Below are 15,071 nucleotides of genomic sequence, written 5' to 3' on the forward strand. Positions count from 1 at the left end.
ATAAAAACACAATATGTCTATTATGAAACACAGTCATTCATGTGTCAAATGGTCATGTTTCATCCTATCATAACTCGCTTTTCGATTTTTGTGGTGTCAGCAAGATTTGAAGTTCCTCACTGTTCAAGTCGGTAAACCAGTTTGCACCGCGCTGTTCTTCAATCTGTGTAAACGTCATATATTCTGCTGGTGAGATTTTGAGGATTCCATTTGCAATTTCATGCATCCCCATATCCTCGACATTTTTTTTACGCCATTTCTTCTGGACACAAAATGTCCAAATATCCTCTTCGGTTACTGTTGTATAACCGTACAGATGAAATTCAGTCTTTTTGCTTTCAATTGCAGGCAGCATATGGGTGAACAGTTGTCCGAATCGTCTTGGCATCTTTTCCATCCCTTTCCTGGACAGTCGTAAGTATGGATATTTCTGCATAGGTTTAGTGTATATGAAATGACCGGAATTGAGAAGGAGTTGTTTAAATTGTCTTCATTCATCCGCGGAACTGTCGTCTTGATGGTTGCCGTCTTCCTAACCAAGCTTTTAGGATTCGTCTTCCGGATTCAATTCATGCGGATTGCAGGCGAAGAGGCGGTCGGCATCTACATGACTGCTTATCCCGCATTTATCTTTTTCCTGTCACTTGTCCAGCTTGGAGTACCGATCGCCATAGCTAAAGTGATTGCCGAACTCGAAGCGAAAGGGCAATCCATAAGAATTCCTTCCCTTATGAAGACAGCTTCCTTCATCACCATTTTGACAGCAGTGGTATTTATCCCGGCTTGTATCTTGTTCGTTCCCTACTTAGCTGAAACGCTTCTCGGTAATTCTGCTTCGTCCGCTACTTTGTACGTCGGTATCGCAATCGTGCCAATCGCTGCCATCGGGGGCTTGATCCGCGGATATTTCCAAGGTATTGCACGAATCGAAGAAACAGCGTGGTCACAAATCATCGAACAAATATGCCGAATTGCACTAATCACATGGCTTTTGCCACATCTTCTTATAGCTGATAATACAGCACTGAGTGCCGCTTATGCGATGGGTATTACGCTTCTTGCAGAAATGCTTTCCGTTTTATATTTGCTGTTCAAATATAGGCAGAAAAAGAAACGACAACCAAAACAACAGGAGAAACTCAAGCGCTATCCGATGGAACCTTTGCTGGCCATCGCTTTGCCATCATCTGGTAGCCGCCTGTTCGGTACGTTTACTTGGTTCCTTGAGCCGATTATCTTCCTCCGCGCACTCGCGTTTTCAGGGGTTTCAGTTGTAGCTGCCACAACGTTGTACGGCATTGTATCCGGTGTACTCGTGCCGCTACTCCTATTCCCAGCTTTCATCCCATATGCCTTGTCTGTTGTCCTGGTTCCCGCCGTAAGCGGAGCAGTCGCATCAAATAATACGAGCAAACTGAAAGAACGGATTCATCTGTCCTTGCGCTTATCCGCTTTAACGGGTGCGTTCGCTGCAACTGTTTTTTTCATTCACGGTGAGGATTTGGCAGTAAAATTATTCCATGTCACTCAAGGTGCTTCCTATATGGCGTTACTTGCTCCTGTTTTTTTCTTTTATTATATTCAAGGACCACTTTATTCGATTTTACAGGCCACTGGTGATGCCAAGGCAGGGATGATGAACTCCGTATACGGTGGTATTGCAAAACTGGCGGTCATGTTCATCCTCGCCTCCCAACCTGGTCTACAGGTGACAGGGGCAGTCCTTGCGATCGGCTTCGGTGTGCTCATTACATCATTCCTTCATATAGCAACACTTCGGAAAAACAAATCGACCGCTTCCGGCTTCACGATTTTCGCTTTGCCCTATGCTTCCTTTATCATGACTTGTATTATGCGACCCATTTTCATTCCGATTGGGGATTTTGGATTATTTACGGAATGTGCTGTCACAAGTTTTTTCCTGCTTGCAATTCTTATTTTGACGGGCCAAGTTAAAAAAAGTGATCTGTTTCTGTTCAGGAGACTACTGAAAAGTCATTGATACTTATCTTTCAACTGAAACTGCAGCTCATTCCTCTCATATGAACAATAGAAAATCTGTTTCACATCATTGACTCCCAGTTGTTGGAGTCCTTTTACAAGCCATTCATCTGTTTTACCGATGAGTTCTAAATGTCTAGATTGAATAAAACCGTCTGAAATAAGCGCAAGAACAGGTTGGACATCATCATGTTTGAAAACAGACAAATTTCCAGATGGCTCTAAATAAGCGAATGACACCTCATGAACAGAGCCGATTTGTTGCTCACGAAGCTGTTGGAATAAATCATCCAAATTATAGCGCTGTTTACGCATTTCCTGCTCTAGTATTATTCCATGTCTAATAATAAGTGTCGGTTCACCATCGACAATGTCTCTGAACTTTTTACTTTTTAATGAAAAATAAGAAGAAACGAGTTGGATAACGAGCAAAACAAGCATGGGCAGAATAGAGTGCATCAATTTATTATCTGGGGAATCGAGTGCAAATGCTGCAACTTCCGCCATAATTATAAAGACAACAACGTCGATAATTCCAAGCTCACCGACTTCACGTTTCCCCATAATTCGTAAGATAATCAAAATAAGAATATAAAGAAACACAGTCCGGAAACCGATGATTAGTAAATCATTCATAACTAAGATCTCTCCCTTTTAAGAAAGGATGCCCTTTACCCCAATGCTTGTATACATGCCCATTATCGAAAAAGAGGCGATTGCCTGAACGGGAAATTTCCCACTCAGCCAATCGCCTCTTCATATACTTAAAATACTTATATTGATTGTGTTACACGTCCTACAGCTTGTCTGTCGAACTGCAGTGTAGTACCTTCAGAAACTTTAAGGAAAACCGATGAATCATCTACAGCATCGATTGTTCCGTGAATGCCGCCGATTGTGATAACCTTATCTCCGCGTTTTAAATCTCCTTGCATCTGCTTCGTCGCTTTCTGTTTCTTTTGCGCCGGCCTGATAAGCAAGAACCACATCACTGCGAACATCGCAACGAATGGTAATAATTGCATAACTCCTCCACTCATATATATATCCCCCCTTCAATCAAGATTCATTATACAAGATTTAAAAGTTTTTTGCATTCGGTTTATTAAATCCGTAGCTTTCAAAAAATTCTTCGCGGAAATCTCCGAGTCGATCTTGGCGAATTGCATCCCTTACTTGCTCCATTAAATTAAGAAGGAAGTGGAGATTATGATAAGACGTCAATCTGATTCCGAATGTTTCATCCGCTCTAATAAGATGGCGAATATAAGCCCGGCTGTAGGTTTTACAGACATGACAGCTACATTTTTCATCAAGAGGACGGAAATCACGTTCGAATTTCGCATTACGGATATTCAAACGTCCTTCACTTGTCATAAGTGTACCGTTTCGCGCGATTCGAGTCGGTAGGACACAGTCAAACATGTCAATACCTCGGATAGCGCCATCAATAAGTGAATCAGGTGAACCGACACCCATCAAGTAACGTGGCTTATCTTGTGGTAGAAGCGGTGTTGTGTGTTCAAGGATACGGTTCATTATATCTTTCGGCTCGCCAACAGACAAGCCACCAATTGCATAGCCTGGGAAATCAAGTGACACAAGATCTTTTGCACTTTGAGCGCGTAAATCCTCAAATTCGCCACCTTGTATAATGCCAAATAGGGCTTGATCTGCCGGACGTGCATGTGCGCCTAGGCATCTTTCAGCCCATCTAGATGTCCGTTCAACGCTAGCTTTCATATACTCATGCGTTGCAGGGAACGGCGGACATTCATCGAAAGCCATCATAATGTCTGCGCCTAGTGTATTCTGGATTTCCATCGCTTTCTCAGGGCTAAGGAACAATTTACTGCCATTCAAATGATGTCTGAAATGGACACCTTCCTCTTCGATTTTACGGAATTCACTTAGTGAAAACACTTGGAAACCGCCTGAGTCAGTCAGAATCGGTCTGTCCCAGTTCATGAACTTATGTAGTCCGCCTGCCTCTCCAATGATATCCTGACCTGGACGAAGCCATAGATGATAGGTATTACTTAAAATAATGCCTGCTCCGACTTCTATCAACTCTTCAGGTGACAATGTTTTAACAGTTGCCTGTGTACCAACGGGCATAAATGCCGGTGTTTCAAATGAACCGTGCGGAGTATGGACAATTCCAAGACGTGCTCCCGTTTGTTTACATGTTTTGATATGTTCGTATGTGACTGCTGTCATTTTATGATTCCTTCCTTTGTGACGGTTTTATGAACATTGCATCTCCAAAGCTGAAGAAGCGATATTTTTCCGCAACCGCCCTGTTATATGCTGCTAAAACATGGTCTCGAGTTGTTAGTGCAGAAATCAGCATGATCAACGTCGATTTAGGTAAATGAAAATTGGTTAATAGACCATCCAAAATACTGAATTCATAACCTGGATAGATGAAAATCGACGTCCAGCCGCTTGAAGGCACAATTTTACCGCCATTTTCCGAAGCGATTGTCTCCAGTGTTCTCGCAGACGTCGTACCGACCGCTATGACGCGCCCACCTTGTGCTTTAGCATCATTTATTGCATCTGCCGTTTGTTCAGTGACATGATAATATTCGGAATGCATCGTATGATCCTCAATCGTATCTGCACTGACTGGTCGGAATGTGCCTAGACCAACATGCAGTGTAATGAATGCGATATTGACGCCTTTATTTCGAATACTTTCCAGGATTTCATCGGTGAAATGAAGTCCTGCAGTCGGTGCGGCTGCCGAACCCCGTTCTTTCGCGAACACTGTCTGATAGCGCGCTTGATCATCCAGCGTTTCAGTAATATAAGGCGGTAGTGGCATTTGCCCAAGTTCATCTAGGATTTCATAAAAAATACCGTCATAGATGAATTTGAATGTACGTCCGCCTTGTTCCAAAATGCCCGTGCACTCTGCCTTCAGACGTCCGTCACCAAATGTGACAATTGTACCAAGCTTCACACGTTTCGCAGGTTTTGCGAGCGTTTCCCACTCGTCATCTGCCGTTTGCTTCAATAGTAATACTTCAATCATGGCACCAGTATCTTCTTTCACACCCATCAATCGCGCCGGCAAGACCCGCGTATCATTGAGTACCAGCATATCTCCCGACTCAAGTTCATCGAGTAGATCGCGAAAATGACGGTGCTCTACTTCCCCCGTCTCTGGGTCAAGGACCATAAGACGACTTGCTGTGCGGTCTAGCAACGGCGTTTGTGCAATAAGAGTATCTGGCAAGTCGAAATCAAAATCATTTACATCCATCGTCTATAAATTCTCCCTTTATAATTGAATTAGAAATCGTTGTGCTCGGGAACTGGATAGCCAAAATGTTCGTACGCAAGTCGAGACGCAATCCGCCCACGCGGTGTCCGTTGGATAAAACCGATTTGAAGAAGATACGGTTCATAGACATCTTCGATTGTTACCGACTCCTCGCCAATACTTGCAGATATCGTATCAATTCCAACAGGCCCGCCACGAAAGCGTTCAATCATTCCTGTGATCAACTTATGGTCAATATGATCAAGACCACGTGAATCGACTTGCAGCATTTCTAGCGCTTCATTTGCCATTTCCATTGTAATGCTCCCATTGCCTCTTACTTGTGCATAATCGCGTACACGGCGCAACAGGCGGTTTGCAATACGTGGAGTTCCACGAGAACGGCGAGCTATTTCTATTGCGGCCTGTTCGTCAATTGCCACTTCAAATAGGCCTGAGCTACGAACGACAATTTCCTTGAGCGGCGCAACATCGTAATACTCGAGTCGAAGTGGAACACCGAATCTATCACGTAGCGGCGCAGATAATGCTCCTGCACGAGTTGTCGCGCCAATCAGTGTGAATGGCGGCAAATCGAGTCGGATAGACCGCGCAGACGGCCCTTTCCCGACAACGATATCCAAACAGAAATCTTCCATGGCAGGATACAGTACTTCTTCGATTGCCCGGTTCAGCCTATGGATTTCATCGATGAATAATACATCCCCCGGTTCGAGAGATGAAACGACCGCTGCGAGATCACCAGGGCGTTCAATTGCAGGGCCGCTGGTCATTCGAATGTTGACGTCCATCTCATTAGCTATGACGGTTGCGAGTGTCGTCTTTCCTAGACCCGGTGGTCCATACAATAGGACATGATCCAAACTTTCGCTACGTCCTTTTGCTGCTTCGATGAAAATACCGAGGTTTTCCTTCACTTTTTCCTGTCCAATATACTGACTCAGATATTGCGGTCTAAGCGATTGTTCAAAACGTTCATCGAAATCCGATACTTCTCCCGATATAACTCGTTCCTCCATTGTCCGCCCCCCTTTCTACTGTTGCTATATAGGTTAAAATAAAGAATTCCATTGAATTCGCTACGGCGCTCGGGGGATGCCTCCCACCCTGAGCCAGGTAGCTTCGCCACCTGGCTAAGGGCTTCGGCTACCCCTTGTAAGGCGCCTTCGCTTAGTTTAAATACGGGACTCAATACTTCAATTTACACATACAATTAACCCTGTTTCAATAATAACCGAAGTGCCATTTTCATGTATCCTTCTGTATCGAGTTCTTCTTTTTCTAATTTCGGCTTCACTTTCGTCAATTCACGCTGAGAGTAACCGAGTGCTTCTAGTGCAAGTATTGCTTCATCAAGCGCACCATTTTCAGCCATTGTTAGAAGTGTGACATCATCATCTGGCATATCCATCGCATTAAATAGATCATACAATTTCCCTTTCAAATCGAGGATCATCTGTCGCGCCGTCTTTTTCCCAACTCCCGGGAATTGTACGAGGAACGCTTCATCCTCCCTTTCAATTGCGCCAATAACTTGTGAAGGGATGCCGCTAGCAAGTATAGCCAAAGCACCTTTTGGACCAATACCGGATACCGTAATCAATTTCTTGAACAACTCTCGCTGTTCCAGAGATTTGAATCCAAGTAGCAATTGGATATCTTCACGGACATGTAGATAAGTGAACACTTGCTGGATTTCTTCAGTTTTATGAAAAGCATACGGATTGGGCGTCATGATGAGCCAGCCAATCCCACCCTGTTCGAGTGTGATATATTCAGGCGTCACACGTGTGATTCGCCCTTTTATGTAGTCGTACACGCTACTCTCCCCCTAAATATATACGTAAAAAATACAGCATTCCATTGAATCCACTGCGGCGCTCAGGGATGCCTCTCGCCTTCGAAAAGCGCCTCCGCTGTTTATATAGTTATTCATACATTCAACTTTATATAGAATCGATTATACCATACGAACGCACTTTCTACTCTTAATTGAGGTCGACCCACAAAAGAAAAGATGACCGCTTTGTCGGCGGCCATCGGTCATTCACTCACATTGATCTAGGTTACGCTTATCATAGCAACTACCACACTATTTATCAATACAGTTACACCGGTATGTATAATAGAAAAGTTGTTCCCTTCCCTACTGTACTTTTCACTTTAATTTCCCCTTTAACATTCCTGATTGTGCTATAAACCATGAACATTCCAAGGCCGGTTCCTTCTTTTTTTGTAGAATAATAAGGTTTTCCCATTTGTGAAATCCCTTCTCTTGTCATGCCGCTCCCGCTATCTTGGATTTTTATTAAGATGTTCTGCTTGTGTTCCGACACATCAACACTAAGCTTGCCGCCGTGGTCTTGCATCGACTCTATTCCATTCTTAACCAAATTAATGAGGCATTGCTGCATTTGGTTTTCATCATATGTTGTTTTTAGTGTATTTGTTAAACGAACTAGGATTTCAACTCGATTCTTCTTCGCATACGGTTGCATGATATTCTCGACGTACTTTACATCTTTTGCAAAATCAGAGAAAACCATATTTTCACTTTGCGGTTTCGAAAACGTTAAAAAGTCACTGACGATGTTTTCTGCCCGCCTTAATTCTTGCAACGAAAATTCAATATATATTTTTTCATCAGCGGTAATCGTTTTAGACTCATTTAACAGTTGGAGAAACCCTCCTGTTACAGTAAGTGGATTTCTGATTTCATGAGCAATACTTGCCGAAAAGTGGCTAACGTCTCTCATTCTTTCTGCTTGCACATACATTTCGCGTCTTTTGACATTAGAGACAATTTTCTCAATTAAAGCCATTAGAACAAAAACTGCCACTAGGTGAGTACTAAGCGTATAAAATACTAAGTACCAAAATTCGCTTGTCAGTTTCGGGAATTTAAAGCTCAACGTGAAAAAATAATACGTCATAGTAAGAAAAGTGACGCATGCCGCATAAAAAATTCGCCACCGAGAGTTTTGTTGCAAAAATCTCGCACTTAATAACGGTACCAAAATAAGGACTCCCGTCGAAAGAGCAAGCGACTGAAAAACACCATCTCCGCCGATAAAGAACCGATAAGCATTTAGAACGATATAAAGTGGAAACGCCATTTTGTGTCCACCGAAAAGGGCGACAATAATAAATGGAATATATCTTAAATCAACGATATACCCTAACTCCAATTTAACTGGGAACGCCATACAAAAAATCAGCGTCACAGAAGCGAGTAAAACAAGCAGATATTTATTGAATTTAGTTAATCTATTTTCAAAGAATATTACAGCAATTAGAATCGGAAAGAGTAAAAACAAAAAGTTCAATAATAATGTTTCAATCAAAAGAAATCTCCTTCCCACGACCCTTATTACCTAATTATTATTTCGCTAGATGTACAGACACCATTAGATTGTACACTAGTTTACAGATCTATATGTATATTTTTTTCACTGGTCATCTACCCTCAAAAATAATAAATATCCATCCACCATAAGAATGAAAACCATTCTTATGGTGGATGGATAAGTAGAATGAATCCTATTTAGAGGGATTAATTTTAGTCTTCCGTTTCGAGTTACTCTATCACGCTAAAAGCCCGACGATTACCTTTTCCACTAAGTGTTTATCCGTTCTACATCATACCATAGTTTTGGCCAATGTGAGAGTGCAGACTCGGTAAAGGGGATCAATTGCTTCGCCTGTCTTTCTCTTCTAGACGGTGACAACGTAAAAAAATGAAGCCATTCACGAAGTATCTCATTCGGAAATAGAAGCAGTGTCTTGGAAGCATGATCTAATCTTCGCAGCGATGGCTGTTCATCAAACAGAAAATCAATGTCATAGCCGATTTGTGGTAGCACCCGATGAATCCAGAGCGCAATTTCAGTACCAGCCGGTCCCGTACTCGCTAGATCGAAATCAATGAAACGGATGACGCCATCTCTATCTCGCAAGATATTATGATGGACGACATCACCGTGAAGCAATGTACCATTCAGATTGTCTCTATAGGTTTTCTTCACTGCACTAATCGCGTTTAATGCATAAAACAGGATTTCATCGACAAGGCCTTTTTCAATATACGCCTCACAAGCCCCGCTAACTTCACGGAAACGACTTATCCGTTCTTCCCACTTCGCGATAAGTGGATACGGATGCAAATAAGGTGAGGCGTGCCAGTCGAGTTGTGCTTTGGTTTCATGAAGTGCATGGAGAGCAGCAAGTGTATCCGTCCGATCTGCCCTTTTCTTAAAGTTTACCGATTTTGCGCCATCCAACCACGGCTGAACAAACGTCAATTGATTTTCTTGGGGCATGACATCTACAATATGTGGAAAAGAAACAGAATGAAGGGCATCATGTACACGTTGTACTTTCATTGCGGTGGAGTTGGAGTGATATCGCTTCACCGAAAAGCGTTTGCCATCTTTCTCTAATTTCCACACATTATCTTTTATTTTTTCTAATTTCCCATCCAGCGCCATATGCCGATCAATACGCTCCGAACCAGTTGGAACCTTGATTAGGAGGCATTCCAGAATATGGTGTTGCCTGTTGCATGCAAGTAGGGCAATTGCATGGATGGCCGTAAAAGAGCGGAATCATCATTTGCTGGTGGTGATGATGATGCTGTTGTTGGTGATGCTGCGGACCTTCGCAACCACAGCCACAACCTTGTTGATGACCTGGGTGCTGCATAGGGTAACCGAACTGTGCGGGACTCCATTGCCCTTGTAGAGCTGGTGATATAGCCTGCGGTACGTAACCCGGCCCAGGTGGACACGGAGCAGGCGGTTGCAAGTCAAACTCTGGTGATGCTTCATGCATAAATTCTGGTGAACACTCGACTGGTTGCATAACCATTTCGGCCGTTTCTTCAAACATGAAATCAGGCGATTCGAGCAACTGCCACCCTTCTACCATAGGTATTCCTAAAGGAGATGTTGCAGGTCCTTGGCCAGAGAAAATCGGTGATTCTTGTTCATACATCGGAAATTGCGTCGATGGTAAAGGCATTGGTGGTTCTGGTCTTGGCATCGCTTGAATTTGCCCTGAATGCATGAATGGGAAACAGTCTGCGTCAAAAATCGGCATCCATCCACATGGAATACCTATCATCGGATGCATTGGCATTGGCATTGGCATCGGCATTGGCATTTGCGCCTGCGGAGGCGCTGGCATTGGTGTCGGCGTCGGTAATGGTATCGGAGCCGGTGTTGGTTTAGATGGTGGTACTGGCGTTGGTGGTCTTGGTGTTGGCATTGGCGGTCTCGGAACTGGTGCTGGCGGTCTTGGTGTTGGTGGTTTCGGTGTTGGTGGTCTCGGTACCGGTTTCATCGGTTCCTTCCCGTGTTCGGGATGCTTGATATGGTCGGGATGCTTGACATGTTCCGGTTGTTTGACGTGTTCCGGATGTTTGACATGTTCCGGGTGCTTGACGTGTTCCGGGTGCTTGACATGCTCATTCGTTCCGTGATGCTGTCTTTTTGGCAAGAAAATTTTCATTCCAGGCACGATATAATCTGGATTTGCAAGATGCGCATTCACCCGCTTTAAATCTTCAAACGGGATACCGTATTGACGCGCAATCTTCCAAAGCGTATCCCCTTTTACAACAATATGGACTTCCACTTAAAAATTTCCCCCTTCCGTCAATCCATCGTATGAACGGACGCCCGTCTGTGTGACGCTCCTCTTTAACGAGATATCCTCTCTTGCCATGTATATGCGGCAGTGGGTGGTTTATTCTAAAGAAAAGCTGGGGGTGGAAACTATATATGTTGAAATAAAGAATTTCATTGAATCCGTTTCGGCGCTTAGGGATTCCTCCTGCCATATGCCAAGTGGTATCGCTCCTGTTAATTAACCATTTTTTCGCATAAATTACTCGTGAGAAGGGCTTGATGACCTTCATTTTCACTGGACTAGTTTCGGCCCGCTAACGGCTAGCTATTCATGACAGATTTACTGAGTGGATCCTAGTGTGTCTAGAAGCGACTCCGTCACTTCTAGACACACTCTTTTCAGTCACACTGTTGTGAATAGTTGCCAGTCGCGCTCCTACACTATTCAAGTGAAAAATGCAGTTGTTTTGGAAGAAAAGAGTAGATGACTTTCTATAGAGTTTGTAAGTGCCCGAAGATGCAATTTCGGGCACTTTAGCACTTTGTACAATGTGTTCCTTGTTTACTTCTATATATTCGGCACTACTTATTTAGAATTAACTAGGTGGCATACCTCACCTGTATAACGAACAAATCTAGCGAAGAAGCGACAAGTGTGAGCCGAAGCAATAAGACTTAGGAGGGATGCAGTTCAATCCCTCCCTAGTGTTCTTCTGGCGGGCTTATTGCGTAAGGCCATCACCAAGCGACTAAGCGGTGTTGGAAGTACATTCTATTTGTTAAGTGCCGACTATATAGTCATTAATTCACTATTTACAGGAAATTGCCGAAGTGATTTATTGCCCAATAAAAAAACCATCACGGTCATATTGAATGACGTGACGGTAGTTGGTCGTACATGAAATATGAACCGAATGAGCGAGCAGTACAATTCAGTGCGACGAGTTCTTCCATAGCACCTTTCATCATTGGGTGTTCTTCGGATTCCATTACATCGATAATGAAGAAGTAATTGCCGAGTCCTGTTTTTAAGGGCCTTGATTCAATTTTACTTAAATTGAGTCTGCGCCATGCAAAAACGGATAAAACCTGGTGCAGGACACCTGAACGGTCATCTTCTGGTAGTTTTACCATTAATGTCGTTTTTAGTTTTGCAGAATGACCATTTGTTTCCAAACTTTCTTTTCGCAGGGATAATACCACGAATCGCGTATGGTTAAAATGAAAATCGTGAATATTCTCTTCTGCGATATGTAAACCATATTTTTCAGCCGCCAGCTTGTTTCCGATTGCCGCAACCTTCACATCTGGGTTTTCGGAAATAAATTTGGCAGCCGCCGCCGTGGAAGTCGTCTGGATAAGCGGAACACGACGGTAATGGTACTGCAAATATTTATGGCACTGAGCAAGAGCATGGGGATGGGAATTAATGGATTCCATTTCGGCGATAAAAGGCACTTGCTTTTTATTGACCATAAGATGCTGTTCTATTGGTATCGAAATTTCAGCGTTGATGAACAAATCTGCCCCATGGAACAGGTAATCGATGGTCATCGGAACGGATCCTTCCAACGCGTTTTCAAGTGGAACAATCGCATAGACGACACGCCCTTCTGCCACAGCCTCTATACAATCCGGTATCGTAGGGTGAGGTATCAATCCCGAAGTTCCAAAAAGAGTGCTTGCCGCAACGTGCGTGAATGATGCTTCCGGCCCCAAATAAGCGACAGTAGGCGTATACCTTTCATTTCCCATACTATAATCCCCCCATCAGAGTGCACCTGAACTGATTAAGACAACCGAATCGACAAAGTCAGGTGATTTCAACCGTTGCAGGAACTCTTCCATTTTTATGATCATTTCTGTCACATCGAGTGACAAGGTAATATTAGCCCTTGCTTGAACAGGAATCGTTTGATGAATTGTCAAGACATTACATTTTGACTCCGAGACGATCTGCAACAATGTCGCTAGCGATCCTTTCCGGTCTTCAAGCTGAATGAAAATCGTCAGGATACGCTCACGTGCAATTGATTCGAACGGGTAAACAGTATCTCGGTATTTATAAAATGCACTACGGGATAATCCTACCCTTTTTGTTGCATCTTGTATCGTCGATTCCTCTCCGCTCGCTAAAAGCCGTTTCGCTTCTAACATTTTCAGCATCGATTCCGTCAGTACGTCTTCCCTTACAAGATAAAACTGACCTTCCCCCAACTGTTTCATAGGATATCCCCCTTCGTGCGTACCATTAGTCATTTTTTAGTCATTCATACGAGCTGATTAATCTACGAATTCAAATTCGAAGTCAAGAAGTCGCACTGTATCTCCGTCTTTCGCGCCACGTTTACGAAGTTCATCATCTACGCCCATACCACGCAATTGTCTAGCGAATTTACGAACCGATTGATCAAAGTTAAAGTCCGTCATCCTGAACAGACGCTCAACTGTATAGCCCGACAATACGAATGCACCGTCATCATCACGTGCAACTTTAAACAACTCTGCTTCTCCATCATATTTGTACAGAACTGAGTTCTCTTTGTCTTCGTCCTCAATCTCGTGCATTGGGAATTCAGGAGTTGTTTCAAGTAAATCCGCAACCGCATGTAGAAGTCCGTCAAGTCCAGTTCTTGTAAGTGCTGAAGTTGGGAAGATCAGTGCATTGCTGTCATTCAGTTTTTCCTTGAAGACTTTGAGATTCTCTTCCGCTTCAGGCATGTCCATTTTATTTGCAACAATGATTTGCGGACGTTCTGTCAAACGCATATTGTATTGTTCTAATTCTTCATTGATTGTCAGGAAATCCTCGTATGGCTCTCGCCCCTCAAGGCCGGACATATCAATCACATGGATGACGACGCGTGTCCGCTCGATGTGGCGTAAGAACTGATGACCTAGACCGACACCTTGGTGCGCTCCTTCAATCAATCCTGGAAGGTCAGCGAGCACGAAGCCGCGATGATCATCCGTTTCAACCATACCCAAATTCGGAACTAGCGTTGTAAAATGATAATCTGCAATTTTCGGTTTTGCAGCGGAAACAACAGATAATAGTGTCGATTTCCCTACGCTCGGGAAGCCAACAAGGCCTGCATCCGCTAGCACTTTCAATTCCAGGTTAATTTCTTTATTAGCGCCCGGCTCACCTTTTTCAGATAGTTCAGGTGCAGGGTTTGACGGAGTCGCAAATCGGCTATTCCCGCGTCCACCACGTCCACCTTTAGCAATGACAGCTGTCTGACCGTGCTCAACGAGGTCAGCGATGATTGAACCATCCTCTGCGTCTGTCACAATCGTACCAGGAGGAACTTTGACGACTACATCGGTCGCGTTTTTCCCGTGCATATTTTTACTTCCACCGTGCTCACCGCGCGGCGCCTTGAAATGACGTTGGTAACGGAAATCCATTAGTGTCCGCAATCCTTCATCCACGATGAAAACAACGCTAGCACCTTGTCCTCCATCACCACCGGCTGGGCCACCATATGCGATATACTTTTCCCGACGGAAAGCAACCATTCCATCACCACCGTCGCCGCCTTTTACATAAATCTTTACGTGATCGACAAACATTTATTTTCCTCCTATTGTCCACTGATTGTGAACGTCCATTGATTTTGTGAAATTATTTCTTCAATCGTAAAATTTCCATCCGCTATCGGTGCGGGAAGTCTATTTCCCATCTGACCATGCACCGTAATCGTAATTGACCAACTTTCGGCTGATGCCTGCACATCGATCTGTGTTTCATATTCAGAAGTCGGGTCCAATGTTTTTTCGGCTTCACTAAACAGTCGTTCTAAATAAGTTACAACTTCCGTATCGTCGGATTTTCGGATTCCGGATGCTATCGTGCACGTCATCGTCTTAGTAAACGCACCGTATAGCCAGTCGAACGTAGTAAGCCATGTCTCAACGGCTGGAAGTCCCAGCCTTTCTAACAATGCCACTTCACGCATACGATCGGTCGCTTCCAAGATTTTTTGTTTTGCTTCCGGTAATTTATCAAGATCGATATAGAGCAAGACTAATTGAAGTTCATTTAAAAAATCATGTCTTGCAAATTTCAGCGCTTCCGCCGTGGTAAGTTTATTGTTCCCCATTCCCATTCACCGCCAACAATTTTCATGTATACAGTATAGCATCTA

The 15,071-nt window shown here is 43.7% G+C and carries 15 protein-coding genes; 1 reads left to right on the plus strand and 14 read right to left on the minus strand.

Features of this window, described 5'->3' with window-relative positions:
- Positions 1-67: 67 nt before the first annotated feature.
- Complete coding sequence (locus tag I2484_RS07055; protein ID WP_207150338.1) at positions 68-388, minus strand: post-transcriptional regulator; 321 nt, start codon at positions 386-388, stop codon at positions 68-70.
- 96 nt (positions 389-484) lie between these two features.
- On the opposite strand from I2484_RS07055, the gene I2484_RS07060 reads away from it, so the two are divergent.
- Positions 485-2,002 carry a putative polysaccharide biosynthesis protein gene (locus tag I2484_RS07060; RefSeq protein ID WP_207150339.1) on the plus strand — a complete coding sequence of 506 codons (1,518 nt, stop codon included), beginning with the start codon at positions 485-487 and terminating at the stop codon, positions 2,000-2,002.
- On the opposite strand, the gene I2484_RS07065 is transcribed toward I2484_RS07060, so the two are convergent.
- From I2484_RS07065 to I2484_RS07125, 13 genes are all read right to left on the minus strand, one after another.
- Entirely contained in the window at positions 1,996-2,637 is a 642-nt protein-coding gene (locus I2484_RS07065; RefSeq protein WP_207150340.1) for a DUF421 domain-containing protein, read from the minus strand. The two genes, I2484_RS07060 and I2484_RS07065, sit on opposite strands and share 7 nt — an antisense overlap.
- Positions 2,638-2,774: 137 nt before the next feature.
- Positions 2,775-3,041, minus strand: a complete 267-nt coding sequence (yajC, locus tag I2484_RS07070; protein WP_255551177.1) for a preprotein translocase subunit YajC — start codon at positions 3,039-3,041, stop codon at positions 2,775-2,777.
- A gap of 40 nt (positions 3,042-3,081) precedes the next feature.
- Positions 3,082-4,221, minus strand: a complete 1,140-nt coding sequence (gene tgt, locus I2484_RS07075; RefSeq protein WP_207150341.1) for a tRNA guanosine(34) transglycosylase Tgt — start codon at positions 4,219-4,221, stop codon at positions 3,082-3,084.
- Position 4,222: 1 nt separating this feature from the next.
- A complete protein-coding gene (gene queA, locus I2484_RS07080) occupies positions 4,223-5,272 on the minus strand; it encodes a tRNA preQ1(34) S-adenosylmethionine ribosyltransferase-isomerase QueA (protein ID WP_207150342.1) in 1,050 nt (349 codons plus the stop codon).
- A 29-nt stretch (positions 5,273-5,301) separates the two neighbouring features.
- Positions 5,302-6,312 carry a Holliday junction branch migration DNA helicase RuvB gene (gene ruvB, locus I2484_RS07085; protein ID WP_207150343.1) on the minus strand — a complete coding sequence of 337 codons (1,011 nt, stop codon included), beginning with the start codon at positions 6,310-6,312 and terminating at the stop codon, positions 5,302-5,304.
- Between the two features lie 194 nt (positions 6,313-6,506).
- Complete coding sequence (gene ruvA / locus I2484_RS07090; protein WP_207150344.1) at positions 6,507-7,112, minus strand: Holliday junction branch migration protein RuvA; 606 nt, start codon at positions 7,110-7,112, stop codon at positions 6,507-6,509.
- A 289-nt stretch (positions 7,113-7,401) separates the two neighbouring features.
- Entirely contained in the window at positions 7,402-8,637 is a 1,236-nt protein-coding gene (locus tag I2484_RS07095) for an ATP-binding protein (protein WP_207150345.1), read from the minus strand.
- Positions 8,638-8,910: 273 nt separating this feature from the next.
- Positions 8,911-9,780, minus strand: a complete 870-nt coding sequence (locus I2484_RS07100) for an aminoglycoside phosphotransferase family protein (protein ID WP_207150346.1) — start codon at positions 9,778-9,780, stop codon at positions 8,911-8,913.
- A gap of 7 nt (positions 9,781-9,787) precedes the next feature.
- Positions 9,788-10,927: a LysM peptidoglycan-binding domain-containing protein gene (locus I2484_RS07105; protein ID WP_207150347.1), complete on the minus strand. Its 1,140-nt coding sequence runs from the start codon at positions 10,925-10,927 to the stop codon at positions 9,788-9,790.
- A gap of 857 nt (positions 10,928-11,784) precedes the next feature.
- On the minus strand, positions 11,785-12,675 hold the full coding sequence (gene pheA, locus I2484_RS07110; RefSeq protein ID WP_207150348.1) for a prephenate dehydratase: 891 nt from the start codon (positions 12,673-12,675) through the stop codon (positions 11,785-11,787).
- A 15-nt stretch (positions 12,676-12,690) separates the two neighbouring features.
- The gene (locus tag I2484_RS07115; protein ID WP_275956876.1) at positions 12,691-13,146 is read right to left on the minus strand and encodes an ACT domain-containing protein; all 456 of its coding nucleotides are present in this window, start codon (positions 13,144-13,146) and stop codon (positions 12,691-12,693) included.
- A 57-nt stretch (positions 13,147-13,203) separates the two neighbouring features.
- The gene (gene obgE / locus I2484_RS07120; RefSeq protein WP_207150349.1) at positions 13,204-14,496 is read right to left on the minus strand and encodes a GTPase ObgE; all 1,293 of its coding nucleotides are present in this window, start codon (positions 14,494-14,496) and stop codon (positions 13,204-13,206) included.
- A gap of 11 nt (positions 14,497-14,507) precedes the next feature.
- Positions 14,508-15,026 (minus strand): Spo0B domain-containing protein, encoded by a 519-nt coding sequence (locus I2484_RS07125; RefSeq protein WP_207150350.1) that lies wholly within the window; start codon positions 15,024-15,026, stop codon positions 14,508-14,510.
- Between the last annotated feature and the right edge of the window lie 45 nt (positions 15,027-15,071).

This window comes from Sporosarcina sp. E16_8, from assembly GCF_017347095.1.
Classification (GTDB): domain Bacteria; phylum Bacillota; class Bacilli; order Bacillales_A; family Planococcaceae; genus Sporosarcina.